20 protein-coding genes and 2 pseudogenes are annotated in these 26328 nt (G+C 38.7%); 11 read left to right on the top strand and 11 right to left on the bottom strand.

Annotated elements, in window-relative coordinates; genetic code table 11:
* Positions 1–123: 123 nt before the first annotated feature.
* Both C7B62_RS04175 and argC read right to left on the bottom strand, forming a co-directional pair.
* Positions 124–954: an amino acid ABC transporter substrate-binding protein gene (locus C7B62_RS04175; protein WP_106233361.1), complete on the bottom strand. Its 831-nt coding sequence runs from the start codon at positions 952–954 to the stop codon at positions 124–126.
* A gap of 227 nt (positions 955–1181) precedes the next feature.
* On the bottom strand, positions 1182–2240 hold the full coding sequence (argC, locus tag C7B62_RS04180; RefSeq protein ID WP_106233362.1) for an N-acetyl-gamma-glutamyl-phosphate reductase: 1059 nt from the start codon (positions 2238–2240) through the stop codon (positions 1182–1184).
* A gap of 153 nt (positions 2241–2393) precedes the next feature.
* Between argC and C7B62_RS04185 the strand changes: the two genes are divergently transcribed.
* Positions 2394–3506, top strand: coding sequence for a metallophosphoesterase (locus C7B62_RS04185; RefSeq protein WP_106233363.1), 1113 nt, complete (start codon positions 2394–2396; stop codon positions 3504–3506).
* Between the two features lie 100 nt (positions 3507–3606).
* Here the strand turns inward: C7B62_RS04185 and C7B62_RS04190 are convergent, their stop codons facing one another.
* Positions 3607–4377 (bottom strand): SDR family oxidoreductase, encoded by a 771-nt coding sequence (locus C7B62_RS04190; protein WP_106233364.1) that lies wholly within the window; start codon positions 4375–4377, stop codon positions 3607–3609.
* Positions 4378–4787: 410 nt separating this feature from the next.
* Here C7B62_RS04190 and C7B62_RS04195 point away from each other — a divergent pair, with 410 nt between their 5' ends.
* Positions 4788–6077, top strand: coding sequence for an RNA-guided endonuclease TnpB family protein (locus C7B62_RS04195; protein WP_106233365.1), 1290 nt, complete (start codon positions 4788–4790; stop codon positions 6075–6077).
* Between the two features lie 125 nt (positions 6078–6202).
* Positions 6203–6343 (top strand): annotated as a pseudogene (locus C7B62_RS27055) (DMT family protein); the annotation flags it as partial.
* A gap of 56 nt (positions 6344–6399) precedes the next feature.
* Here C7B62_RS27055 and C7B62_RS04205 read toward each other — a convergent pair.
* Positions 6400–7305, bottom strand: a complete 906-nt coding sequence (locus C7B62_RS04205; protein WP_106233367.1) for a LysR family transcriptional regulator — start codon at positions 7303–7305, stop codon at positions 6400–6402.
* A 253-nt stretch (positions 7306–7558) separates the two neighbouring features.
* On the opposite strand from C7B62_RS04205, the gene C7B62_RS04210 reads away from it, so the two are divergent.
* The 5 genes from C7B62_RS04210 (at position 7559) to cysH (ending at position 10756) form a co-directional block, all read left to right on the top strand.
* Positions 7559–7777 carry a hypothetical protein gene (locus C7B62_RS04210; protein WP_106233368.1) on the top strand — a complete coding sequence of 73 codons (219 nt, stop codon included), beginning with the start codon at positions 7559–7561 and terminating at the stop codon, positions 7775–7777.
* A gap of 39 nt (positions 7778–7816) precedes the next feature.
* A complete protein-coding gene (locus tag C7B62_RS25580) occupies positions 7817–7987 on the top strand; it encodes a hypothetical protein (RefSeq protein ID WP_158260623.1) in 171 nt (56 codons plus the stop codon).
* A 92-nt stretch (positions 7988–8079) separates the two neighbouring features.
* Positions 8080–9414: a replicative DNA helicase gene (dnaB, locus tag C7B62_RS04215; protein ID WP_106233369.1), complete on the top strand. Its 1335-nt coding sequence runs from the start codon at positions 8080–8082 to the stop codon at positions 9412–9414.
* A gap of 126 nt (positions 9415–9540) precedes the next feature.
* Entirely contained in the window at positions 9541–9726 is a 186-nt protein-coding gene (locus C7B62_RS04220; protein ID WP_106233370.1) for a hypothetical protein, read from the top strand.
* Positions 9727–9997: 271 nt separating this feature from the next.
* The gene (gene cysH / locus C7B62_RS04225; RefSeq protein ID WP_106233371.1) at positions 9998–10756 is read left to right on the top strand and encodes a phosphoadenosine phosphosulfate reductase; all 759 of its coding nucleotides are present in this window, start codon (positions 9998–10000) and stop codon (positions 10754–10756) included.
* 158 nt (positions 10757–10914) lie between these two features.
* Here cysH and C7B62_RS04230 read toward each other — a convergent pair whose 3' ends face one another.
* Entirely contained in the window at positions 10915–11748 is an 834-nt protein-coding gene (locus C7B62_RS04230; protein WP_106233372.1) for a transglutaminase family protein, read from the bottom strand.
* A gap of 416 nt (positions 11749–12164) precedes the next feature.
* On the opposite strand from C7B62_RS04230, the gene C7B62_RS04235 reads away from it, so the two are divergent.
* Positions 12165–12350: a CsbD family protein gene (locus C7B62_RS04235; RefSeq protein WP_106233373.1), complete on the top strand. Its 186-nt coding sequence runs from the start codon at positions 12165–12167 to the stop codon at positions 12348–12350.
* Positions 12351–12543: 193 nt separating this feature from the next.
* The gene (locus C7B62_RS04240; protein ID WP_106233374.1) at positions 12544–14028 is read left to right on the top strand and encodes a carotenoid oxygenase family protein; all 1485 of its coding nucleotides are present in this window, start codon (positions 12544–12546) and stop codon (positions 14026–14028) included.
* A gap of 617 nt (positions 14029–14645) precedes the next feature.
* On the opposite strand, the gene C7B62_RS04250 is transcribed toward C7B62_RS04240, so the two are convergent.
* Entirely contained in the window at positions 14646–15374 is a 729-nt protein-coding gene (locus C7B62_RS04250; RefSeq protein WP_106233376.1) for a Bax inhibitor-1 family protein, read from the bottom strand.
* Positions 15375–15777: 403 nt separating this feature from the next.
* Between C7B62_RS04250 and ftsH the strand changes: the two are divergent.
* Positions 15778–17538, top strand: a pseudogene (ftsH, locus tag C7B62_RS04255) (ATP-dependent zinc metalloprotease FtsH); the annotation flags it as partial.
* 55 nt (positions 17539–17593) lie between these two features.
* Here ftsH and C7B62_RS04260 read toward each other — a convergent pair.
* From C7B62_RS04260 to C7B62_RS04280, 5 genes are all read right to left on the bottom strand, one after another.
* Positions 17594–18379: an MOSC domain-containing protein gene (locus C7B62_RS04260; RefSeq protein WP_106233378.1), complete on the bottom strand. Its 786-nt coding sequence runs from the start codon at positions 18377–18379 to the stop codon at positions 17594–17596.
* 118 nt (positions 18380–18497) lie between these two features.
* On the bottom strand, positions 18498–19364 hold the full coding sequence (locus C7B62_RS04265; protein WP_106233379.1) for a 3'(2'),5'-bisphosphate nucleotidase CysQ: 867 nt from the start codon (positions 19362–19364) through the stop codon (positions 18498–18500).
* Positions 19365–19502: 138 nt separating this feature from the next.
* Complete coding sequence (locus C7B62_RS04270) at positions 19503–22523, bottom strand: type ISP restriction/modification enzyme (protein ID WP_106233380.1); 3021 nt, start codon at positions 22521–22523, stop codon at positions 19503–19505.
* 591 nt (positions 22524–23114) lie between these two features.
* Positions 23115–25124, bottom strand: coding sequence for a transglycosylase SLT domain-containing protein (locus C7B62_RS04275; protein ID WP_233219805.1), 2010 nt, complete (start codon positions 25122–25124; stop codon positions 23115–23117).
* A gap of 509 nt (positions 25125–25633) precedes the next feature.
* Positions 25634–26314, bottom strand: coding sequence for a M48 family metallopeptidase (locus tag C7B62_RS04280; protein WP_106233382.1), 681 nt, complete (start codon positions 26312–26314; stop codon positions 25634–25636).
* Positions 26315–26328 lie beyond the last annotated feature (14 nt).

Genomic DNA, 26328 nt, shown 5'->3' on the forward strand with positions numbered 1-26328 from the left:
ACTTGTTACTTGTTACTTGTTACTTGTTACTTGTTACTTGTTACTTGTTACTTGTTACTTGTTACTTGTTACTTGTTACTTGTTACTCAGTTTTTCAAGTAACCTATCTAAAACGGATTTAGTCTAGCAAGCATCTTGAGCCTTTTGATTATAGCTAAATGAGCTACCAAACCATTGATTTGATAAAGCTTCTGCCTCTGGACTATCAATTACCGAATTAACAAACTCTTGCCATTGCGGATCATTGCTATGAATAATCATGCCATAGCGATCGCAAGTTAGAGGAACATCGGGAACTAAAGGATATTCTGCCGATGATAAATTCTGTTGTTGAGCTTCGGCGCGCAATAAAATTCCATCGCTAATCATTGCGTCTATCTTGCCTTGTGCCACCGCCTGTATACCTCGAATTCTGGCAGTCACTCCTTGGTATTGTTTGAGAGTTGCCTGAGGATAGCGTTGAGCAATAACTTTAGCCGTCGTGGTATTAGCAATCACGCCTAAAATATCACCATTTAAATCACCTCCAGGATCGAGAGAATTATCCTGTTTGACCAAAAATTGCGTCCCTGTGAGAAAAAAGCTGTCAGAAAAATTAGTGTTTTCTGGAGGAGTGGGGCGAATTGTGTTGGGACCACATTCAAGATCGATGAGGTTATCTGCCACTAAGCCAAAACGATTACTCGCGGTTGACTTAAGCAGCTTTACACTCAGAGTATTTCGTTCTAGATCTGTAATTAATTGTGATTTCAACAGAGCAAAAAAATCTAAACAGTATCCCTGCAAATTTTCCCTAGCGTCAAGATAGCCAAAAGGAGGAGCATCTTCTCTAATAGCAACGTTTAACACTCCTGTACGTTGGATTTTTGCTAAAGTATCCTCTGCCTTGACTGGAGATATAAAACTTAGAAGATACAGGCTACTAGCAAATAAAAATACTAAGTTACGATTCATCGTTAAAAACACTCATAAAGGCTGATAAGTAAGCAAGCATAATTGTTGATCAATCATTATCGGAATTAGTAACTAGCAGCCAAATTTCAGATCTTTAATTTAACCGATAAATTTTTAACTTTTTGAGGGGACGAACAGCCGTTCGCCCCACTTTTGACCTTACGTTGTACCCTTGGAGTACTTACATTTCAATGATTATTTTCGATTTGTGCAAAATAGCTAATAGATCAAGGATAGAAACCCAGCTTGGGTAAACCCAAAGATTCTGACCAACCCATCATCAGATTTAAGCATTGTACTGCTTGACCTGCCTGACCTTTAATTAAATTATCGATCGCCGACAAAACAATTACTCTACCTGTGCGAGAATCTACCTGAATGCCAATATATGCCAAGTTAGTACCACATGCCCACTTAGTTTGAGGATAAATACCGCTGGAGAGAATTTTTACAAAAGGAGAGGAGCGATAAAAAGCATTGTAGATGGTGATTAAATCTTCTCTAACTAGTCCAGGATCTCTCAAAGTGGCATAGACGGTAGATAAGATCCCTCTGACCATGGGAATTAAATGAGGAGTAAACTGCACAGTAACTTCCTGGCGGGCTAAAATACTGCAAATTTGCTCTATTTCAGGAGTATGGCGATGATTGGCGACTCCATAAGCTCCTAGAGAGTTATCAGCTTCTGCTAAGAGCAGATTAATCTTGCCTTGACGACCACCACCAGAAGTACCTGATTTGGCATCAATAATCACCGTCGAGGGATCGACCAAGCCGTTCTTAAGTAAAGGCGAAAGAGCGAGTAAACTGGCAGTGGGATAACATCCAGGACAGCCCACTAATTGAGCTTGTTTAATCTGTTCACGGAAGAGTTCTGGTAAGCCATAAACCGCAGATTTTGCTGTATCCTCGTCTGTGCGCTCTTTTTTATACCAGTCAGTGTAAGTATCTAAATTACTAAAACGATAGTCTGCCGAAAGATCTAAGACTTTACAGCCTTTGGCAATTAAAGCAGGAGCAAGATCGCAAGCTAAACCATTGGGTAGACCCAGAAATACGGCTGCACATCGTTGAGCAATAACATCTACATCAATTTTTTCTACTGTTAGATCTACACAATGATCTAGGTGAGGATAGATCGAACTATATTGCTTCCCTGCGCTGCTATCACCACCTAAATAAGCAATATCTACTTGCGGATGTTCTAATAAAAGTTTGACTAACTGAACTCCCCCATATCCAGATGCTCCTATAATTCCAATCGGCTTGTTGGCTGTCTCACTCATGTTGCTGTGCCTCTGACTAATCTTTAACTACGTTAATTTGATACCTTCTCTGAAGATCTATAGTTTAAGCACAAGTGAACAATATACAACAATAATTTTTGCTGTACAGCGTATATTAAGTCAATAGTTGTTGAAAATTCTGGATTTTTGCAGATGAAACGGCAGTTTACTCGATGGTTTGTAGTCGGAGTGGTTTGTATTTTTATTCTTGGCTATCTAACAGTTGAGCATAATCGAGCAGTAACTAGCAACTTAGACTCGGTACAAACAGCGCTAATCGCTAAAAACTTAGATCTGCCTCCTCGTCAGGATTTTCGCCTGGTTGTAATTAGCGATCTCAATAGTCAGTATGGTTCGACAGAATATGAGCCAGAAGTAGCCCAGGCGATCGCCTTAATCCCTCAATGGCAGCCCGATCTAGTCCTCTGTGGGGGAGATATGATCGCAGGACAAAAAGCCAGTTTAACCAAGTCCCAGATTGAGTCGATGTGGGCAGCTTTTGATCTGCAAATAGCAGCACCTCTGCGTAAACGAGGTATTCCCCTTGGCTTGACTATCGGCAATCATGATGGATCTGGAGCGATTAAAGACCAAACTTTGATTTTTCAAGATGAAAGAAACCTTGCTCAAGCTTATTGGCAACAGCAGCATCACTTTTTAAATTTTGTCGATCGCGCTAATTTTCCTTTCTACTATAGTTTTCAGCAAAATAAAATCTTCTTTCTCGTTTGGGATGCTTCGACCTCGCAAATCTCCCCCCAGCAGTTAGAGTGGATTGAGCAGACATTAGAGACTCCAGCAGCACAACAGGCAACCGCTAGAATAGTTTTAGGACACCTTCCGCTCTATCCTGTGGCAACGACGAAGAATAAGCCAGGAGAGTACTTGGAGCAAGGAAATAAACTGCGATCGCTGCTGACAGAAAATCGTGTGTTGATGTATATCAGCGGACACCATCATGCATACTATCCTGGTCAGGTTGAAAACTTAAAAATGCTTCATGCAGGTGCATTGGGACAGGGAGCAAGACAGTTAATTAATAGTCAATTATCACCCCGTCAAACAATTACCATCATTGATTTGAATCTGCCTAAATCAACATTTATTTATACTACCTACGATGCCACCACTTGGCAGAAAATTGCCCTAGAAGAATTACCAGCCTCGATTCCTACTAAGAATGTCACCATCTGGAGACACGACCTCACAATTCCTGATGGCAAGTCAATTAATATTCCAAAAAATAGCAACCAGTCGATCTTATAACGAAGTAGCAAGAGCAAGTAAGATTCACCATGATCATTAATACAAAATAACCATCTCTGAAATTAATTGAAATGACTTTAAGGGTAAATTCTTACACCCACTACTGTCGATTGATCATCGTGGCGCTTGATTGATCTGTCGCCAAGACTAAAAGTTCGCTTATATTAACATTGAGGGGACGAGTAGCGCAGAAAACTACAATTTCGGCAATATCATTGGGAGTCAAAGGATTCATCCCCTGGTATACTTTTTCAGCTTTTTCTACATCACCGCGAAAACGCACCTTACTAAAGTCAGTTTCGACAGTACCAGGATCGACAGAAGTGACTCGAATAGGAGTACCCAACAAATCCATCTTTAACCCTTGTGATAAAGCTCTAACGGCTGCTTTGGTGGCACAATAAACATTCCCCCCAGGGTAGGCTTGATGTCCAGCAATTGAACCAATATTAATAATATGCCCTTGATTACGTTGTACCATGACTGGTAAGAGCGATCGCGTTACATATAACAAGCCTTTAAGATTGGTATCAATCATTTCTTCCCAATTTTGGATCTCTCCTGACTGGAGTTTATCTAAACCACGGCTTAATCCTGCATTATTAATTAAAATATCGACATTACGCCAAGATTTGGGTAAAGAAGCCCAGGATGTTTCTACCGCAGTGCGATCGCTCACATCCATCTCTAATACATAAATTTTGCTATTATAAGCTGTCTTTAATTCTGCTGCTAAAGCTTCTAGCTTTTCTCGACGACGTGCAGCTAAAATTAACGCCGTACCTTCTTTGGCAAACATTTTGGCACAAGATGCCCCAATACCGCTACTTGCTCCTGTTATTAAAACAATTTGCCCTTGAATTGAAACCATATTGATTATTTATTTATCCAAAAACGCTATATTTTTTAGAGTAAATTTTTCTAATGATCAATTAAATATTTTGTTTAACAAGATGTGAGAGAACTTTCAGTCTTCGGCTACGCCAAGGCTGAGTTGAATCGAACTTGACACTAAGCGAGATTAATCCTAAAGGATACCCGCGCATGACTAGCTCCGCGTCCCTGAACGGATACACTCAATGCGATAAGTGCAAGCCCTAACCCTAAAGGGTACACTCAATGCGATAAGTGCAAGCCGCTTCGCATAAGGATTAGCTCCTTGCGTCCTAAAGGATTCCTAAAGGATTAGCTCGCTTCGCTCCCGTCACCGCTCCGCATATCGCGTCCCGCTCCGCATATCGCACTTCGTTATTATCTACTACAATTCTATCATCATATGATATGATGATAAATATGCTTAGACAAGCACAAAAAGTAAGAATTTATCCGACTGACGAACAAAAACAGCAACTAGCAGGTGCTATGGGTTGTTCTCGTTGGTGGTGGAATTTTGCACTTAACAAAAGTATTGAAACCTATAAAGAGACGGGCAAAGGCTTATCTCGTGCAGGACTAAATGCTTTGCTGCCTAATCTAAAAGAAGAACATGAATGGTTGAGAACAGAAGTTTATTCTCAATCCTTGCAACAGACATCACTTAATTTGTCTCGCGCTTTTATTAATTTCTTTGAAAAACGAGCTAGATTTCCTAGATATAAATCCAAGCATGGTAAACAATCTGTTGGTTTTCCTCAGTCAGTCAAGATTACAGGAGACGGGATTAAGCTACCTAAGATTGGATTAGTCAAGGCAGTATTCGATCGTCGCTATTTTGGCACAATCAAGACTGTTACTATCACCAAAGATAGTTCAGATAGATACTTTGCTTCCATTCTTTATGAAATAGAAGCTTGTTTTGTATCTGGCAATGGCGATAAAATTATCGGTTTGGATCTAGGAATCAAAGATTTTTGCATAGCTCATGATGGCACTAAGACTAGCAAATATGCTAATCCTAGACACTTTAAGAAGTATGAAAGAAATCTAGCTCGTAAACAGCAGAAATTATTTAGAAAACAAAAAGGAAGTAAAACCAGGCAAAAAGCTAAAAAATTAGTAGCTAAGGTTCACGTACGCATAAGTAATGCCCGTCAAGATTTCTTACACAAATTAAGTAGGAAACTGACCAACGAAAGCAAAGTCGTTGTGGTAGAAAACCTCTTCTTGAACGGGTCGCTCATGGGGGAAACCCCCAAGACCGCGCCCGTCCGCAACGTAAAAGGCATGGTGCGCAACCACAAGTTAGCTAAATTAATATCTGATGTTGGATGGGGGATGTTCGTTAACTTCCTGAGCTATAAACTAGAGCGTGAAAATAAACGTTTAGTTGAGATTGACAGATGGTTTCCCTCATCTCATATCTGCCCTGATTGCCTAACTCAAACACCAAAGATAGATTTGAGTATTAGAGAATGGACTTGCTTGAACACGACCTGTGGCAAAACTCATGATCGTGATGAAGCAGCAAGCCGAAACATCAGAGCAGAAGGCATCAGAATCATAAAGGCGGATGGAACAGCCGTCTCTGCTAGTGGAGGGAGCGTAAGACCCGACCGAGGACGAAAGACCAAGGTACGGCAGCACCCAGCGAAGCTAGAAACTCAGTCCTCGCCGTTAGGCAGGGCTGAGTAGTTCATCTATACAGGGTTTAATTGGGGTGGCAGCAATTTTTCCGCCAGCGATCGCCTTTTTATACTAAATCCGTTTCAGATAGGTTACTTGAAAAATTGAGTAATGAGTAACAATACTTTAATCTTGCACGGCTCAAGGTTTTACAAGAAGTTATTACTATGGTGGTGTTTGCAGGATTTAGCGTTAGCTATATGAAAGTCCCCGTGACTCGCAACTATTTTTTTTGCTGCCATGCTGCTAGTAGAGGCTGCATATCTCATTTTTAGCGAGACGAAAGCATAATTACTAAATTTAGAGGCTAGATCTAGATCGTTAAATAGAATTAAGTTCTTAATGAACAAGTGTAGTTTTTAAGAACATCTAAAAAGGCAAAAACTGCTGGTGTGTGTAGAGCATCTTTTAACACTGCTGCTTTAATAATCCTTTCTAACGGAACTGGCAAAGAATAAACCTTTAATTGTTCCGAAACGGGTTCGGCAGCAAGCTGAGGTAAAATCGCTGCACCTAATCCTTGCATTGCCATACTGGTCATGGCTGAATCCTGTTTCATTTCATAGGCAATATTTACGGGTTTTGGCGATCGCTGTAAAGATTGTCGGATTTTTAGAGAACAGCTATTATTCGCTGAGATAATTAGAGGATAGGCTGCTAATTGTTCCCAGGTTAACTGTGTTTGATTCAATTTTAGGCTACGGGGTAACAAGACCACATATTCATCTCGATAAATTTCCCAGGTTTCAAACTCTGGGGAACAAGGTAAATCGACGATCCCAATATCTCCTTGACCAGAACGCAACCTATTTTCAATCTCAAAATTCTCCTCAAGATCGGTAACGCTGACCTTAATCAAAGGAAACTGACGGCGAAACTGAGCAATTAACGCGGGTAAGATATGAGTTGCCGCACTGCGGAAGGCTACCAGTCTCACATTTCCTCCTTTTAAACCCTTAGCGCGATTAGCTTCGGTTACCATCTTCTGTAACAATTCTAAAATCTGTTTAGCTGGCAAAATCAATTGTTCCCCTACAGGGGTCGGATCTGCCCCGTTACGCCCTCGATTAAACAAAATTACGCCTAATTCTGCCTCTAAAGTAGCGATCGCATGACTAACTGCTGACTGGGAAATTTCTAAGTGCAAAGCAGCCTCGCTAAAATTTCGGTAATCTGCCACCGCTACTAAGATGCGTAGCTGAGAAATTTTTAGTTTATAGGGATCGATTGCACTCATAGATCTAGGCAAAATAAAATTTTAGAACCGAAAACAGACAAGAAGCAATAGTCACTTTTTACTTTATACGGTTTACTTTATACGGTTTGCATTACAGGTCACCTGGAGGTGCAATATTTAACTATGAATAAAATTCATAGTTAGTATGTCTAGCTTATTTTGTAGATTAAATGCCAAATAGCTACAGTTGATTTATCGAGAGAAAAGATACTTAAATACTTTTCTTTGTTGTTAATAACTGTAAAAATTAATCATGAAAGCAATCAATTCTATTGCCAATATTCTACGTAAAGCTGTAGATAGCTTAGTCATATCCAACCACGAACCTCAAGTTAGATATAAATGCGATCGCCATGGCAATCACTATTGGCAGGTATATGATTTCAATACTAACAAATCCTATATTTTCGGTTCTGAGCAAGATGTTAGAGTTTGGATTGAAAATCGTCATTATCGTCATTACTGTTTTTAACTGGGTTGGAAAATTGACCAAGCAAATTAGGAGAAAAAAATGAATCATGTTAATCCAGAGATTACTTCAACTATTGATAATAACCAAGTGGAGTTGGTAGAAAACAAGCTAATTTTAGGACTCAATAAGTTCTGGCGATTTTGTCTCTTTTATGGTGACTATTTGGCTAGTTTACATGCCAAGCAAAAGATTAAAAAGGTTAAGTCCTAACTTGTATTTAAGTAATAAAATACTTTCTGATCATCTCGAAGCTTAGTAGAATATATGTTCTATAGTGATGCTGTAAGAGTTGAAAGTAATTAATGGCAGAAATAAATAACTTACCACCAGCGAGTATTGAGGCGGAAGAAGCAATCCTGGGTGGCATTCTGTTCGATCCTGAAGCAATTACCAGGGTGGCGGAACTAGTCGTTAAAGATGCTTTTTATGTTAAGGCACATCAAGAGATCTATTACGCTGCATTGTGTCTCAATGCCAAGGGCAAACCAACGGATTTTATCTCTGTTAGTACATATTTAAGCGATCGCGATTTACTCGAACAGGTGGGTGGGACAACTAAGTTGGCGCAGTTACTTAACCGCACAGTGTCAGCGGTTAATGTGGATCGTTATGCCAACTTGATCATGGAAAAATATGTCCGTCGTCAGTTGATTACATCAGGGCATGAAATTGTCGATCTAGGATACGATAATACTTCAGAATTAGAAGTTGTCTTAGACGCTGCGGAACAGAAAATATTTCGTCTCACTCAAGAACGTCCTCAAGAGGGTTTAATTTCTATCGCCGAAACTTTGATCAATACTTTTAATACGATTGAAGAACTACACCAGGAAACGGCTTTACCTGGTATCCCTTCTGGCTATTATGATTTAGATGCCATGACCAGTGGTTTTAGTCGTTCTGACCTAATTATTATTGCGGGTAGACCATCAATGGGAAAAACGGCTTTTGCCTTATGTGTCGCTTCTAATATTGCGAGGAATTCTGAGTTACCCATTGCCGTTTTTAGTTTAGAAATGTCGCGGGAACAGTTAACTCAAAGACTATTATCTGCTGAGGCGAGAATTCCTAGTAACCGTCTGCGTTCGGGGAGAATTGCCCAAAACGAGTTTGGACAGCTAATTGATGGCGTAGAAAGACTTTCGGAACTGCCGATTTATATTGACGATACGGCTAACTTAACGGTAATGCAGATGCGATCGCAAGTACGTCGTCTCCAAGCGCAGCAAAAAGATCCTCTGGGTTTAGTGATGATTGATTATCTTCAATTAATGGAAGGGGGAGATAATGACAACCGCGTACAGCAGCTATCAAAAATGACACGCAGTCTAAAGGGTTTAGCCAGAGAGTTAAACGTACCGATTGTGGCATTGTCTCAGTTAAGCCGAGGAGTGGAACAAAGAACCAATAAACGCCCAATGCTGTCTGATTTACGTGAGTCAGGATCAATTGAGCAAGATGCGGATCTTGTCATGATGATCTATCGGGATGAATATTATAATCCTGACACCCCAGACAGAGGCATCACAGAAGTAAGTATCGTTAAACATCGTAATGGCCCTGTCGGCACAATTAAGCTGTTGTTCAACGCCGAATTAACTAGATTTGAAAGTCTAGCTCAACCTGGTAAATATTAATTAGTCTTAATTACTTAATTAGTCGTGTAAAATGAATTTCCTGGTGGAAAATTTTAGCTAAAATTCAGCCTGATTGAGTAGATATGTGACTTAATAAAGTAAGGTGAATTTAGATTCTAAGAGAAAATGATGGAAGGACAAGGCGTAAAGATCGGTAGTACCGCAATTATTTGGAGTTTAGCAACTGGAATGATGGCGATCTCAATTCCTATCGTTAAAATGACCGAAACGGGGATTATTTTGCCTGTAGCGGTAGTTATTGGAGTCAGTTTAAGCACGATCGCTATTTGGTTAAGCAGTTGGTTTTCTTAAACGAGCGAAGCTCGTAGCTGTAGGCTATAAGCTTAATCAAAAGTTGATTTGGACTACTCTTGATTCAAAACTCTTCATCTCTTCAAGATAGAAGAGGGGACTTAAACCCGTTTAGCTTAGAGCTTAGAGCTTTTGTTAAACTCTTTCAGAATGAGGTTTGGTATTATAAATTTAGCCAACTCAGGACAATCGCGCTAGCTAAACTAGCTGCCAACCACAAATCGAGTTGTTTATCATCAAGTCATCCGCTAAGTCTAGAGAATATAAGTTAATGATCTCTGCCACTGCTAAAGTACCTAGTTTCAACCTATCTCAAGTCAATCAACAATTAGAAAATGCTGAAGCTTCATCAATAGTGGAGTGGAGTGCCGAAACCTTTGGTGACGGCTTGGTCATGAGTACTAGCTTTGGTATTCAAGCAGCAGTAATGCTTCATTTGGTGACTAGAATTGTTCCTAAGATTCCAGTAATTTGGGTGGATACAGGCTATTTACCACCCGAAACTTATAAGTTCGCCGAAAATTTAGCTACCAGATTAGAGCTTAATCTGAAGGTATATCAGTCAACCATGTCTCCCGCTCGTATGGAGGCAATCCACGGTAAGCTTTGGGAACAAGATGATGTGGAAGCTTTTAATTACTACGATCGCATCCGCAAAGTTGAACCGATGCAGCGCGCATTACAAGAATTACAGGCTACTGCTTGGTTGGCTGGGTTACGTCGCGATCAAACTTCCCATCGTGAAGGTTTAAACAGAATCGATCGCCAAAACGATCTGTATAAAATTCATCCCATTTTAGATTGGAATGCCAAAGATATTTATTTATATCTGCTTAAGTATGATTTGCCCTATCACCCATTCTTCGATCAAGGTTATGTTACCGTTGGCGACTGGCATTCTAGTCGCCCATTCACTACCGACGATCATAATGCCAGAGATACCCGTTTTCGTGGCTTAAAACAAGAATGTGGCTTACATCTGCCTCAAACTAAGGCAGAGGAAGAGAGTCTTAATTCTAGTAGTCTTTAACCTTGCCGTTCCTACTATTTTAATCTGTTAACGTAGCGTATTTATTCTTCGTTTTCAAGCGATCGCCACCTCTTCTTTAATTACAAAAAGAGCGTGCGATCGCCAAGCTATAATCTTTTTTAATTGGTTACTGATAACAGCTAGTCAAAAGATAAACTTTAAGGCAAAATTGTCGCGTAGGCGGTGTTTTCTGGCTCTAATAACTGCTCATCCAGCAGATCGATATATACGTTCATATTGTTTAATTCAATAGCACCAAATACTGTAGCAAAAGCCGTGTCTGCCGCGTCTTTTCCCGTACCAATCCGCACTAGTCCATTAGTAGGCGCAAGACGAGTAGCATCAAATAAATACCATTGACCACCCAAATAAGCTTCAAAACAGGCATGAAAATCGGGTGGCTGTAACTGCCAGGCATAGGCAGAGACAAATCGAGCGGGAATGCTTAAAGCTCGACAAAAAGCAATTCCTAAATGAGCAAAATCTCGACATACGCCTACTCTTTCACTCGCCGTATCATAGGCTGAAGTTTGAGAGTCACTGCTTCCTGAAAGATAATCAATTTTATGATAAATCCAGTCGCAAATGGCTTGGACTCTTGCATACCCAGATTCACCGTTGCCAAATTCGTCTTGAGCTAACTTCATCAGGCGATCGCTTTGGCAATAGCGGGAAGGATATAAATAAGGAATAATCTCCAGAGGCAATTGATCGACAGAGGTTTCTTGAATTTTAGTTGTCTGATCAACGCGATGAGATAAATCTACGGTTGCCTGATAGTCGATAACTAGTTTTCCTGTCGGCGCAATTAGGCGAAAATAGCTGTTTTCATGATCTGAGTCGATATATTCTTCTATCTCATATTCAGGAGTGATTTTGAGATTTTGCCCTAAAATTTGCTGATACTCATTTGCTAAAACTCGAATATTGAAAATGAAAGTACTGCTACTAAAAAGATTGTAGTCTAGGTGGCAGCCAAGTTTAAACTTCATAATGTTTAGTTGATATTAATATTTTTATGTATTGTGTATTTTCCTCTAAAAACTGTCCTTTTGTTTTAGTTTATCAAGGTTAAAAGATAAAGTTTAAAAACTAAGGGTATTTAAAGTCAAAAGTCTTAAAGTCAAAAGCCAAAACTTGCTAATTGCTACCTACGAAATTAAGCTTCAATTCAGCTATTTTCAGTCTATGAAGGGTGATTTGCCAAAACATCTATCAAGAGAATGAGTATACATAATTAATGTCAACAAATATCCATGATTACTGACAAACTCAAACTAAATTTTTCTTCAAATAAAATCTACTAATTATTTAAAAATAGCTATTCAAATCCATCAAAAGATGGATATACTTCACTGCTTAAGGTAGATATACTAATGACAATTTTAATATAGGGAGATTAATTTTCATGAGCATAGAAGACCGTCTGAACGCTACTGCCAAAAATATTGAAGGCAAGGTACAAGAGGCTGTAGGAGAAGTAACAGGAAATCCTCAAGATAAAGCCGAAGGTCAGCAAAAGCAGGCAGAAGCTCAAGTTGAACATAGCGTTGAAAACGTCAAAGATGATCTAAAAAAAGCGATCGATGGATGATTTTGCTTAATTAGTTATTCATGGTGAGGGGAAGTTTATTGTAGTTAAGCTTCCTTTATTTTTTTAAGCAGAATGAATTTAGTATAAGGCGATCGCCATACGGCAAACTGGAAGTTTATTTTCTAAAATATAAAGAACACTTTACATTTCTTGATATTCTTTCTGAACAGGATTGCTTAAAAACACAACTACCATGACCAATACTATTGCTCAAACAACCAATAGCCAACCCTATAATCTTGAAGAATGGAGGCGGGGTTATGATTCCCAGCCCAACGAATATGAATACGAAATTACGGACATTGAAGGTGAAATTCCTGTCGAATTATCAGGAACTCTGTTTCGTAATGGGCCAGGCTTACTAGATATTGGTGGTTCGGCAATTCATCATCCTTTTGACGGTGATGGTATGATTAGCGCCTTTTCGTTTAAAAATGGCAAAGCACATTACCGTAATCGCTTTGTGCAAACCGAGGCTTATGTTAAAGAGAAAGACGCGGGAAAAATTCTCTATCGGGGTGTATTTGGGACGCAAAAACCTGGAGGACTTTTTAGTAATATCTTTGACTTTCAGCTGAAAAATATTGCTAATACAGGAGTAATTTATTGGGGCGGAAAGCTTTTGGCACTTTGGGAAGCAGCAGAACCTCATCGCTTAGATCCTAAGACATTAGAAACTATGGGGATTGATTATCTTGACGGTGTTTTATCTCCAGGAGATGCTTTTGCAGCACATCCTTGGATAGATCCCAGCTGCGAATTCGACAATGGCGCACCCTGTTTGGTTAACTTTCGAGTCGATCCAGGGCTTTCGAGTAAAATTACTCTGTTTGAATTTGCCCCTGATGGTCAGTTATTGCGTCGTCATGCCCATAGTGTTCCTGGATTTTCCTTTATCCACGACTTTATCATTACTCCCCACTACGCGATCTTTTTTCAAAATCCAGTTAACTTTAATCCTCTTCCTTTTCTGTTGGGAATGCGTGGCGCGGGAGAATGCGTCGAGTTTCAACCCCATAAACCCACTAACGTAATTGTAATTCCTCGCGATCCTCAGAACAAAGAAATTAAGACCTTTAGCGTTGAATCAGGCTTTGTCTTCCATCATGCTAATGCTTTTGAGCAAGATAACCAAATTCTCGTTGATTCCATTACCTATCAAACCTTGCCCCAGGTACAGCCCAATTCTAATTATAAAGAAGTAGATTTCGACAGTCTCGATCCTGGTCAACTGTGGCGATTTAAGCTCAATTTTGATAATGGTACTGTTGAACGAGAGATGTTAGAGAGTCGCTGCTGTGAATTTCCTACCCATAACCCGAATCAGGTTGGTCGAAAATATCGCTATTTATATATTGGTGCTGCTGCTAATGAAAATGGGCGAAACGCTCCACTACAGGCAATTTTAAAACTAGATCTAGAGACGGGAGCAAGACAACTGCATTCTTTTGCTTCTAGCGGATATACTAGCGAACCAATTTTCGTCCCCAAACCTCACGCTGAATCAGAAGATGCTGGCTGGGTCTTAACTTTAGTTTATGACGGGAGCAAACACCGTTCAACCTTAGCTATCTTAGATGGAGAAGATTTAGCAGGAAAAGCGATCGCCTTATTACATCTTAAGCATCATGTTCCTTATGGACTACACGGGAGTTGGTGCGATCGAGTCTTTATTTAAACAATCAAAGAGCTTTAAACTACAGTTTTTACCCTTTGGTTGAAATACCTAGAAATTACCTATAAATCTTTAAAAGTCCCCCATTATTTAATGGGGGGGGATACATACAAAATAAATACCAAGTTAACTGTTTAAGTCATCAAGTTTAGTATCAAAATTAATAATTGCTTTACGAGGCAATAAACTTACAATAAAATGATTTAGATTAGTTTTCAACTGCTTACTACTGCTACGATAAGGCTGAGGCAGAAACAGATCTCCTGCAATTAAATAAATAATTAACACGGTAAAACAGAACTCTACAAAAAGTTTCCAGCGCATTTTCCTTAAGCCAAATTGTAAGATTAATTATCCAAAATAGACAAGTCAGACCTCTACTTTTGAGTAGTGGACTCATTTAAAAAATGAAGACTTGATAAATTAGAATTGCTATTAATCTCAGTTTAATCACTCTAGCCACTCAACAACTTCCGTATTCTTGCTAATCTTTTCTTGAATCTAATTTTATTGACCTAAATCAATCATTTTAAATATCTATATTTCTATTTATTACCAACAAAAACCGCCTCAGAACAACTAGAGGCGGATTAATATAATTATTTAATTTCTAGCAACAACTAGTCGCGACTATTAATTGCGATCAATAGTCGGAGAATAAATATAAAGAGGTTGATGTAGGTTAGGTACATCGAAAGCGCCGCAGGTAAATATTGCTCGTCGGTATAGGTACGAGGGAGAACATAAAAGTCTACTACCGCTACTCCAGCAAATATGGCTACTCCCACACCCGAGATCGCAACTTCAAGCCAGCTTGGCGTGTATACACCAAAAACAGAAAAAAGTAATTGTCCGATTAAAACAACGAACAATGCCATCACGCCCAAACGGACTGTCTGCGCTAAAGCTAAACCATCTTCTTCTGATAGGTTAGAGCCAATTTTACGACCCACAATAAAAGTTACACCACAACCTAGGGCTGCAATACCGACTCCCTGAATACCCACTCCAGAACTACTGAGGGCAAGATAAACAATACCACTCAAGGTATAGCCTGAAAGCAAACTATAAAGAGCAAGTAAAGGTAAGGCAGTGGTATTGTTTCCCTGACTGGCAACTCCACGGGCAACAAAAAAGAGAACCAATTCGGCGATCATCGCCCCAATAAAGGTGGGCATGAATAAGTCGGGGCGAGCAGCAATTACGCCCAAGCCACCGTAAGTACCTAAAGCGGTTAAAACTAAACCCCCGCCAAGATAAGGTAGCGCATTGGTAATAACATTAGGGCCAAGGACTGCCTGTCCTTTAACCTCCTGCATCGCCTTTTTAAAGTTACTAGTATTACTCATTATTTTTGATTGAGATCTATTTAATTAGTTTAAGCTTGCTGATTTATTTTGATCTTAATTCAATTAATAATCTTAAGGTGGTGAGAAATTACCGAATCTTTAAACGAGAGAAAATTGTAAGCGATCGCCATATTTTTCCATTTTGCACAATATGGTATATTTTAAAATCAAGTTTTAGAGTGAATAGTACCTGATGGCAGTCAAAATCACCGAGGTAAACCGATCCCCAATTAGCGTAACAACCGTATCTGAATTTATTGACCTAGGGAAAAGCCGAAAAAACAGTGTAGCAATCCGTTCTGGTGTAGTTAAAAGAGTTAGCAGAAGATGTATTCAGTGAGAAGTTCGCTAGATGGTAATTAATTCTTAAACTTCTTAATGTTGTTTCAACTACTTTACTTCTGAAATGCCAACTCAATCCAGCGCACAAACTGCTTACAGTATCTTTGTTAGTCATCTTCAAGCGGGTAAAGTCGAGCAGGTGACAATTAAATCTCGTTTGCTTGAATATCGTCTTAAGGACGAATTTGGTGGTCAACGCTATAGCATTCAGAAAACTGGTTCTCAAGCTGATTTAATTAGCTTACTCAATAGTCACAACGTACAATTTGACACGGTTAGCGATAATTCAGATACTGCTACTGCTGCTGGTTTAATTACGCTGCTACTTTCTTCTGGGCTATTAGTTGGCGCTTTGGCTTGGCTGGCAAAATTTAGCACCGAAGGCGGAATAGGTTTGGATATGGGAGTCGGTAAAAGTAACGCCAGAGTATATCAAAAAGGCAAAACTGGGATTACCTTTGCTGATGTTGCAGGGGTAGATGAAGCAAAACAGGAATTACAAGAAGTAGTAGATTTTCTACAAAACGGGGATAAATACCGCAAAATCGGGGCAAAAATACCCAAAGGAGTACTATTAGTTGGTTCTCCAGGCACAGGTAAAACTTTACTAGCTAAAGCAGTGGCAGGAGAAGCAGAAGTACCTTTCCTGAGTATGTCTGGTTCGGAATTTGTCGAATTATATGTTGGCGTAGGTGCATCAAGAGTAAGGGATTTATTCAATAAAGCTAAACGTCAAGCACCCTGTATTATTTTTATTGATGAGCTAGACGCGATCGGCAAATCGCGGGGGAACAATCCCAACGGGGGCAATGATGAACGAGAACAGACTCTTAATCAGTTATTAACGGAGATGGATGGATTTGATGGTAACGAGGGAGTAATTCTGCTTGCTGCTACTAATCGTCCCGAAATACTCGATCCTGCTTTACGTCGTCCTGGTAGATTTGACCGACAGGTATTAGTCGATCGCCCTGATAAAAGTGGCAGAATTGAGATCCTTGGGGTTCATGCTCGTAAGGTAATCTTAGGCGAAGATGTCAATCTAGAAGAAATTGCTGCCCAGACAGCAGGATTTGCGGGGGCAGATTTGGCAAACTTGGTTAATGAGGCTGCATTGCTAGCTGCACGCCATAACCGTCAAGCAGTCTTGATGGTAGACTTTGGCGAAGCCTTCGAACGGGTAATAGCTGGACTAGAAAAGCGATCGCGTGTTCTTACTCTTCGAGAACGTCAAACCGTAGCTTATCATGAAGTTGGTCATGCTTTTGTGGGGGCATTAATGCCTGGAGGAGATAAGGTTGCGAAGATTTCTATTGTGCCTCGTGGTCTTGGTGCATTGGGCTATACGTTACAAACTCCAGAAGAAGATCGCTTTTTGTTGCTAGAAGATGAACTACGGGGCAAAATTGCTACTCTTTTAGGTGGAAGGGCAGCAGAATTAGTAGTCTTTAATAAGATTTCTACTGGTGCCAGCGACGACATTCAAAAAGCCACGGAATTAGCTGAAAAAGCTATAACTCAATATGGTATGAGTACTGTTGGTCCGATCTCCTTTGCCAAAGATGAAGGGCAGTTTTTAAATAGTTCAACCTCTAGACGTACTGTCAGCGGAGAAGTAACCGCGGAGATAGATCGCCTAGTTCAACAAAGCATCAATCAAGCCTATGAAATAGCGCAAAAGATTCTAGAACTCAATCGCGATTTACTAGAATCCACTACCCAAACATTGTTAAAGCAGGAAGTGTTAGAAGGTAGCCAGTTAAAAATGATCCTCTCACAGGTTAAAGCGCCTACAGAGTTAGCAGAATTTTTACAAGGTTAAAAATGATCGGGGCAAGGCAGTATCTTGCCCCTACAAATAATCGTACAAATATTTATTAAAGAACAATTTCATCCCCAATTTGAATAACCTTTCCTGCTTCAGTAGGAGATAAGCGAGTATTTACGGCAAGACGGAAATAATGATTAAAGCGCGATCGCTCTGTCCATTTTGGCAGGGTATTTTTTCTTTGCGTAATAAAGATTTTTTGAAACTTAGGCAGAGGTTCTCCTGTGTGCGGATCGCGGGTGACGACAACGCAGCGTTGGCAGGGATTAACCCCCATAAATTCAACGTCACCTATTTTAAACTTAACAGTAGAGTCTGGTGTAGTAAACAGTCGATCTTCCCAAAAAGCAGGTACTCCAGCAAGCTCAATATTGGCACGGAAACGCCGACGAATATCCCCTGTTTCTAGTTCAGGATACCAGGAGGCGATCGCTTCTAGAGTAGCAGTACTCACAATGGTTGCTCCAGGAGAAACTATATCATCAGGAAAACCCATGGTTAGATTCTGCTGCAACTCTACAGGAAAGCCAAAATATGACTCTAACCAATTACAAAGCGCTGCTTGTTCGAGCAGATTAAATTTTACCGTTTGATCTGTTCCCTGTATTTTTAAAGTTAAGGCGTTAGTATCCAGATCAAATTCTGAGCGCAGAGCATGAATTTTGGAGTTACGCTTACCATTAACAAAATTACCGTCGAGATCGCTAATCGCCCAAGTGCGATCGCCTTGTAATGCTCCAGATGCTAAAACAGTAACGCGATCGCAATCTACCCGATCTAATGATTTAACGGGATAAACAAACAAGGCAGAGACATAAGCAGTAGTGGCAGACATAATTCATCATTGCCAATTGTCCTCTAATTGTCTCGCAAAAAAAAGACCGAATCAAGTAAGTTACTCAATTCAGCCGTTCTACAACCTTCAATCACAATATTTAATTAACTTAAGCATATTATCTGCAATCAATTTCGTCGAGAACAGCAGTAGCTTTTGCACACAAAGCTTCATGACACTTACCGTTAGTGGCGACAATACAACCCCAACGCTTGACATCTCCTTGGTTATAGTAAACGGGCTTGCCATTGAGATAGCTAAATTTACCACCAGCTTCAGTGAGAATTAGCTCTGGCGCTGCAAAATCCCAGTCTTTAGCTGCCGATTTTCCTGATAAAGATAGATAAACATCAGATTCTTGCTCTAAAAGAGTAGAAATTTTTCCGCCCACGCCACCCATATATTTTTTATCCGCAAAGGGTAGGCGATCGATTAAAGCTTTAAAGCGATCGTCTCGATGAGAGCGACTGACAATCAAATAGAGATCTTCAATCTGTTGGCGATCGGATACCTTCATAGGAGTAATCTGACCATCTTTGGTTTCGACAAAAGTACCATTATCTTTCGACGCGAAATAAACTTTGCCCGCTTCAGGAATTGCCACAATACCAATTACAGGACGACCTTGATAGGCTAGGGCAATATGCATTCCATATTCTCCTGTTTTATCGATAAAGTCTCTTGTGCCATCTAGGGGATCGATAATCCATACCCAATCTTTAGGGATTGGTTCGGCTTTTTTGACATCAAAAGTTTCTTCAGACAAATAACCAAATTCTTCTGTTCCTAACTTCTCTTGGAGACTACTGAGAATGTATTTATTGGCTGCTAAATCAGCTTCGGTAACAGGCCCATCTTTCTTATCGTCAATATCTAAATCAGAGGTATCCTTGTGATAAAAAGAACTGAGAATATCCGCTGCACCCCAGGCAACAGAACGAGCAATTGTGAGAATTTCTGCTAATTCGGCTTGATTTTTGTCCAAAGCTATCTCCTAAGATTCTTTTTAATTTAATTATTGCCTCATAATTTTACCTATAATACGTTTGATGTGAATTAGCTTCGTTAAAATTGGCTGATTTTAAGTTTCAAGCTTTAAAAATTTACTTAATCTTTCACAGGGCTATTTCATTGCTTCAATGATTTTCATTGTCTCCACACTAACAGTACAGACACGCTGAAGTAAATCAATAACTTGTTCTTTATAGTCAGCAAAGCGATAAGTATTAAATTTCTCGGCGATAGTTTTGTCTTTGGGTTTTTTCTCCTTGTATTGATCTAAAATCCATTCCAACGCGCTACGATTGCCTAATTTATAATCCCACGCTTCAGGAGGAACACCATGTAAACTGGTATCTGTATCTAAGATAATCGTTCCTTTGTCTTGATCTGCTTTTAATTTTACTGTGGGCGATTTGGCTTTAGTTGAGGAAATATCAATGCGCTTTAATGTATATGGTTCGACGGTTTCGTAGTTAATATGTAAATCCATTAGTCGTCTTCCCCAGGCTACCCATTGTTGGAAATTGTCATAGAAAGGAATGCGAGGAAAATCTCGTTTCAAATTTTGTTCGTATTTTTGTCTGTAGGCGGGGTTATGTAAGACAGCGTAGGTGTAATGAAAGATATCCAGTTTTGTAATCGTAGGGGCGATTCGCGAATCGCCCTTACAGGAATCGCCCCTACAATAATGATTATGGAATTGTTGTAATCCCCAGTCGGTTATGTTATCGGTTCTATTTCCTGATTTATCGTAGCTGTAGAGAGATATACATTGACAACCTGCTGGAAGGCAATTCATATCAACTATGTATTGAGATGACAAAATATGAAAATCTTTAGGAGAAGCAATTCCTGGAATTATTATTACTAGATTTTTTTCTTTAAGAAAATTGTCCCAAGAATAGATAAATGAATTTAAATATTTATCAAAATAAACATATTGATTAACGTATGGTTTAATATATCCAGCAACTATATTACTCTCATCAAATATAATATCTGTGTTTTTGTTCCAAAATCTTTTGAGTTCTCTTGACCACTTGATAGATGAGTTAATTTTCTTTTCTTTCAAACTTAATCTATATTTTTCAATGAAAAATTCTATTTTTGTTTTCAGATTATATTTGGACAAATCATAAACCCAGTCAGCACGATTTGTTTCTAATCCTCTAGAAAAAAGTTTAAATACAGCTTGTTCTGATTTACCTGCTTTAACATCCTTATCAATCGACGGTAGTAGTTCATTAAAATTATTATCAGTTTGATTGAGCCAATTATTTTGTTTGTCAGAAATTATATGAGTAAAATTGACTTCAGTAAATTTAGTAGTAGCTAAGAACTGTAGTTTATCTTTAGCAATTTCTAACTCTGGACGACGAAAATAGAATACTTTACAAGGCGAAGTATTTTTATCTTCTTTTTTTACCATAAAGAAAATAGCCACCCCTGTTTGAATGCCAAAAACATTATTAGTAGTACCTGATAGCTTAGGATTAGCTCGAACATCTCCACCTAAGTCAATTATATATATATCACTAAATTCATCTGAAACTACTTTTCTAAATCCGTCATAAATTCTTTTATCTAGATAAGATCTATTGACAACATAAGCTACAATTCCATCATTGTTTAATCGATCTAAAGCCCAACGAAGAAAACGAGTACAAGGATCGTAAACGCTATTTTGATTTTGCGCTGTTCCATGTTTAATATATGTATCTTTTATTCTTTTATCTATACCGTCTTTGTAGCTGCGGTTAGCATTATTGTCATTAAAATTTTCTTGTTTAGCATTATATGGCGGATTGCCAAGTATTACGGATATAGAGTTGCTATTTTGACGACTAATTCTTTCGGTATTTTCAACGCTTAAATGAAATAAATTTCCCTGTTTATATTGAAAATAAGTATGTTCAAGTGTATCAACTAAACAGATATTATTAAACTCCTCATACTCACCCATTTTTTGTTTATAGGTGTATTCAATATTGAGATTAGCAATATAGTAAGGAAGAATTGAAATCTCATTACAGTGAATTTCATTTTGATATTTATGCTTGAGTTTATGTTTGGGAATATGCTCAATTAACTCAGTAACGAAAGTACCTGTGCCGACTGCTGGCTCAATTATGTGAACATCTTTATCTTCAAGTAGTTTTCCAAAGTGTTTGTGGGTTAAATAATCAACGCTTTGTACCATAAAGCGAACTATTTCATTGGGAGTATAAACGATGCCTAATCTATCCGCAGCTTTTGGATTATAAGCCTGATAAAAATTTTCGTATATAGCTTTTAGAAACTTTTGCTTCTCATGATGATTACCAATATTAGCAGCAGTTCGCTTAATAACTTTGTAATATCTTTGGATAGTCAAAAAAATATTTTTCTTTGTCTTGCCACTAAAAAAAGTATTAACTACACTCTGTAATTCTCTGGCAATATTATTCTCTTGATGAAATTGCGACTCATTAAAAATATTGATAAAAATATCTTCTGTCAAAATGTGCTGAATAATCATTTCTCGCACATCCAATAAACTAACTTCTGGATTAATTGAATCTCGACAGATCTGTAAAAACTTATCTCTATTCGCCAAAAAATTTGTATTCGTTTCCGACTCTCGATCAATTAAATCTCGCAGAGTTTCTAGAAGAGTAGGTAAATCTTCCTTAAAAGAAATAATTGCCTTACGAAAATCTGTTACTTCTGGCGGAACATAATTAATAAACCGAGCTATTAAACCATCCAAACCAGACGCATCTTTCATGTCAATACGTCCAGTTTCATCCCCATGCTGAATTAAAACAGCAGTAAGTGAATCTTCAAAAAGAATATTTCGATCTGGATATCCTTTGGCAAATTTCTTTTCTATCTCTTCATCAAGATTGTCATATTTATCTTTTGCTTCCCAATAACCATAATCAAGCCTAATTGCATCTTTAACCGTGCCATCTGGACGAATAGTTTTCCCAGCTTTAGTTTTATAATCAAGTTCGGGAATCAGTAAAAAATCTTTTGGTTTACAATATTCATTTAGTAAATTTTGAAAAGCAGTTCTAATTGCAGTTTCCTTACGCGATCCACCGTATTGAATGATTTTTTCTACTTCTGATTGATATTGAGTTATTAATAATCTAGACATAACTATTAAAGGAAAAATATAAAGTAGTTTTAATAAACTTATTCTTCCCTTTATAATTTTCGTAATCTTCTAATGATTTCCCACAATTAGATAAAGATTTGATAAAGATATTAACTTATAGACAAATCACAGATAAATAGTAGTAAATGGCAAATGAATAATTAGTCAACTCTAGATGTAGCGTATAAATTTTAGTTTTTATTAATTAGCAAGATTGGAAATATATTTAAACCTTAAACTTACTTAAGTAAAAACAAATACCAACATTTAATTATTGATGAAATGTCGGCTATTTTACACAGGTTTTTTATCTAGATATTATATAAGCTAAGTAATTTTACTTTTAACTTAAGTACCTAGCCGAAATTAATTACACATTTGATTTTCTTTTTCCCTTTTTTCCTGAGCTAAACTAGAAAATTTATTTTGCAGGACTACTTAATACTTATGTCATCTATGTCATCAAGAAATAATTTTTATTCCATTAAAGCAATGAAGTTCAGAACCCTTCACTATAGCTATTAACAATAACCAATGAATTTTGGTAACTTAAGCTTTCTCCAGCTATTTTTAAGCATTGGTATTATTTATTTATGTGTCTAAATTTTTAAATAACTTGCCTACTTCGGGATTATAAATCAGCATATAGTTCCAATAGTTTTCAAACACCGACTCTACATAGCCTTTGGTTTCTGGATAGGGAATTTTCTCGACAAAATCATCAGCATCCTGCAAACCATAACGCTTAACCCATTTGGCTACCGCATTAGGGCCAGCATTATAACTAGCCACTGCCAACATCGAGTTATTGTTATATTTCTGGTGGGTAAAGTCGAGATAGTAAGTGCCAATATTGATATTATCTTCAGGATTGGTCATGGAATAGTTAGACAAACCAATGTTTTGGGCTGCGGTTTTGGCTGTTGGAGGAATTACCTGCATCAAACCCATTGCCCCCGCTGAGGATTCGATTTCTGGTTCAAACCGCGATTCTTGGCGAATTAAAGAAGTAACTAATAAAGGGTTGAGTTGACGCTGTTTTGACCATTTTAAAATAGTTGACTCAAACGGAAGGGGATAGAGAGCTTGCCAATACTCAGGAGTTTGGCGCAACTGTTGCCATTGTTGTTTGTCTTGGGGAGTATCCCTATCTTGAAGCTCGGCAATTTGGTTGATGCCTCGAAGATTTTGTCCTTGGTGGAGTTGCAGTAAACCTTTGGTGAAGTCATCGGCAACGGTTAAGTTTGAGCGATCGCTGATTTCTGTCTGGAATTGAGTCCAGGCTTCCTGTTCTAGACCTAATTTATATAGCTCCTGGAAGGTTGCCGAACCTCCAGTCGGGGTGATTTTCTCTACCTGGAGTACTTGAGGAACTTGCTGACGTATTGTGGTAAAGTTGCCCACATCCCAACCTAAAGCTACCGCTGAACGCCAAGCATAATAAGATCTAGGGAATCTACCTAGTACAGATTTATAGGCGGTAGTGGCATCCTGGGGACGATTAAGTTTAGTTGCCCACTTGGCAATCCAGAAACCTGCTTGGGGTGCTAGTTTACTCTCAGGGTTATTGATCACAATTGGTTGCGCCCATTGCCAAGCGCTCACTAAATCTCCTGATTGGGCTTTATTGCTGGCAACCTTCCAGCGATATTCGGCTGCTGCTGCGGAAGATTTGTAGTCAGTTAAAAGAGTGTTTAGAGCTTGGGTAGCCCCTTGAGGGTTTTTTAACGCCTGTAAATATTGTGCTTTTTCTACTAAAGCTTCTGGTGCTTGTTGGGGAAATTGGGCGATCGCCCGATCGAGATAAGTTACTGCTTCTTTTGGTTGGACTAGAGTAGCCATCCGTCGTAGACCCCATCCCGTATCGACCGATTGGGGGTACTGTTGGATCAGCTGAAGATAGTATTTTTTGGCGGTAACTTGATCATTACCCAGGTGATATCCTCTCCCCGCGCGATATAGATTACGGGAGGTATCTGGTGCTTGAGCATAGGCTTGACCTGCTTTGCCATAATCCCACTTAAGCCAGTAGCTATCGGCGATCGCTTCCCACTCTGTTGGAGTCAACTGAGAAGCATATTCTTTGACCAAGCGATCGCGCATTTTGTCTACCCCAGGTGCATCAGGAGTATATTTAACCAAAATCGCCATGAGCTTTGGTTGATTGGGGTTTTTGCTTAATTGCTGCCGAATAATTTCTTGAGTTCGGGGATGAGTGGGAAATTGGGCGATCGCCTGTTGCCAATATTCAGGCTGAGATTTACCCAGAAGATATAATGCTTCTCCTGTCACAGCAGAGGTGGGATATTTCGCTACTACCTGTTGCCAAGTTTCAGTTGCTGCTCGATTGTCTTGTTCTAGCTGATATGCCTTACCTTTAGCCAGTAGAATATGGGCTGCCAAAAGAGGATATTCTTGCTCTAAACCCTCAAGTTCGGCTAATGCTGCTTTACCCTCGTGGCGATCGAGCAAATCTGAAGCCAAGAGGAAACTATGTTGAGTACTCGCTGGCGGATTACCCATAGCAAGGGACGTTTTTTTTGATGATAAATCGTTTGTATGCTTGGAAGTGTCGGCAACAGATTTATGTGCATCAATCAAAATTTTTAAACCGATTACTGTTGATATTGAAGCAAGAAGAATTAATAAAAAAACTTTGCTATTAAATAATTTCCACATATTAGTTTCTTAAAGACGGACAGTCAGAGCTATAGGATGATTGTTCCCTGAAAAAATATTTTTTATATCATCTAAATAACTGATTAATGATAATTATCAACTGGGCAAAACAGTAAGTAACAGTAATCTAAATACTTAGATTAAGATTACGTAATAAGTTTATTTTATTATGTTTTCTCTCGTTAAAATATACAGTTATATTAAATTTTTGATAAAGCCTTCAAAAAGTAAATTTATTTAAAGAAAATGAACTAAAAATATTAAATTCAATTACAATATAATTTGTAAAATTTGATTAGAGCTTAATACTAAAAACCCAAATTTATCTAAGCTTAAGCCCCAAACTTTGAAGTTTCATTTTCACAGTTTATTACTACTTTGCAAGTCCCAAAAATCTTCTCTTTTGGCGATCGCGCAATTGATCTCAAACGTCAGCAGTAACGATTCAATTCTGCTTGATACTGTTTCCACTGAGGCATAAACAGAGTAACATAGCTCCAAAAGCGCTCGTTGTGTTGGCGCTCTAATAAATGAACTAATTCATGAACAATTACATATTCTAGACAGTGTTTTGGTTTAGTGATCAACTCTAAATTGAGCCAAATCCTTTTGGCTTGGGTATTGCAAGTTCCCCATCTAGTCTTCATTTTTTTGACTCCCCAATCGTTGACACTGACACCGATAATCCGTTCCCATTTATCAATTAAACCAGGAAGTTCAGCCTTAAGCTGCTGACGATACCATTCAATTAGCACCTGTTCTCGCTGTTCTTTAATGCTACCGTATCGCACATATAAATTTAGTTTGGTTGGCTCAAGGACAACTTTGGGCGCTGCCTGGTGATAGATAATCTTGAGCAGATAGCGATCGCCTTGGAAATAGCAACTTTCCCCTGTAATGTATTGCCTGGGAGACTTCAAGTGTTGAGCTTCAAATTTAGCTTGTTTTTGTTTAATCCAGTCGATTTTTGCCCCGACAAACTCTCGAATAGTTAATTCATCAAGCTTTTGGGGGCAAATAAGACATACCTGACCATTGGGGGGATGAACTTTGATATAGAGATTTTTAATATTTTTGCGGACTACATCAACTTCTAGATTACCAATTCTCATGCTAAATCAGATTA

Origin of the sequence: Pleurocapsa sp. CCALA 161 (assembly GCF_003003995.1) — a bacterium.
Lineage (GTDB): Bacteria > Cyanobacteriota > Cyanobacteriia > Cyanobacteriales > Xenococcaceae > Waterburya.

Bases quoted from the DNA above. Each gene is read 5' to 3' on its own strand.
- dnaB (WP_106233369.1), top strand. From the start codon at position 8,080: ATGGCAGAAATAAATAACTTACCACCAGCGAGTATTGAGGCGGAAGAA.
- C7B62_RS04280 (WP_106233382.1), bottom strand. From the start codon at position 26,314: ATGAGAATTGGTAATCTAGAAGTTGATGTAGTCCGCAAAAATATTAAA.
- C7B62_RS25580 (WP_158260623.1), top strand. From the start codon at position 7,817: ATGAATCATGTTAATCCAGAGATTACTTCAACTATTGATAATAACCAA.
- C7B62_RS04260 (WP_106233378.1), bottom strand. From the start codon at position 18,379: ATGTCTGCCACTACTGCTTATGTCTCTGCCTTGTTTGTTTATCCCGTT.
- C7B62_RS04230 (WP_106233372.1), bottom strand. From the start codon at position 11,748: ATGAAGTTTAAACTTGGCTGCCACCTAGACTACAATCTTTTTAGTAGC.
- cysH (WP_106233371.1), top strand. From the start codon at position 9,998: ATGATCTCTGCCACTGCTAAAGTACCTAGTTTCAACCTATCTCAAGTC.
- C7B62_RS04190 (WP_106233364.1), bottom strand. From the start codon at position 4,377: ATGGTTTCAATTCAAGGGCAAATTGTTTTAATAACAGGAGCAAGTAGC.
- C7B62_RS04185 (WP_106233363.1), top strand. From the start codon at position 2,394: ATGAAACGGCAGTTTACTCGATGGTTTGTAGTCGGAGTGGTTTGTATT.
- C7B62_RS04250 (WP_106233376.1), bottom strand. From the start codon at position 15,374: ATGAGTAATACTAGTAACTTTAAAAAGGCGATGCAGGAGGTTAAAGGA.
- C7B62_RS04270 (WP_106233380.1), bottom strand. From the start codon at position 22,523: ATGTCTAGATTATTAATAACTCAATATCAATCAGAAGTAGAAAAAATC.
- C7B62_RS04220 (WP_106233370.1), top strand. From the start codon at position 9,541: ATGATGGAAGGACAAGGCGTAAAGATCGGTAGTACCGCAATTATTTGG.
- argC (WP_106233362.1), bottom strand. From the start codon at position 2,240: ATGAGTGAGACAGCCAACAAGCCGATTGGAATTATAGGAGCATCTGGA.
- C7B62_RS04205 (WP_106233367.1), bottom strand. From the start codon at position 7,305: ATGAGTGCAATCGATCCCTATAAACTAAAAATTTCTCAGCTACGCATC.
- C7B62_RS04175 (WP_106233361.1), bottom strand. From the start codon at position 954: ATGAATCGTAACTTAGTATTTTTATTTGCTAGTAGCCTGTATCTTCTA.
- C7B62_RS04235 (WP_106233373.1), top strand. From the start codon at position 12,165: ATGAGCATAGAAGACCGTCTGAACGCTACTGCCAAAAATATTGAAGGC.
- C7B62_RS04210 (WP_106233368.1), top strand. From the start codon at position 7,559: ATGAAAGCAATCAATTCTATTGCCAATATTCTACGTAAAGCTGTAGAT.
- C7B62_RS04195 (WP_106233365.1), top strand. From the start codon at position 4,788: ATGATGATAAATATGCTTAGACAAGCACAAAAAGTAAGAATTTATCCG.
- C7B62_RS04240 (WP_106233374.1), top strand. From the start codon at position 12,544: ATGACCAATACTATTGCTCAAACAACCAATAGCCAACCCTATAATCTT.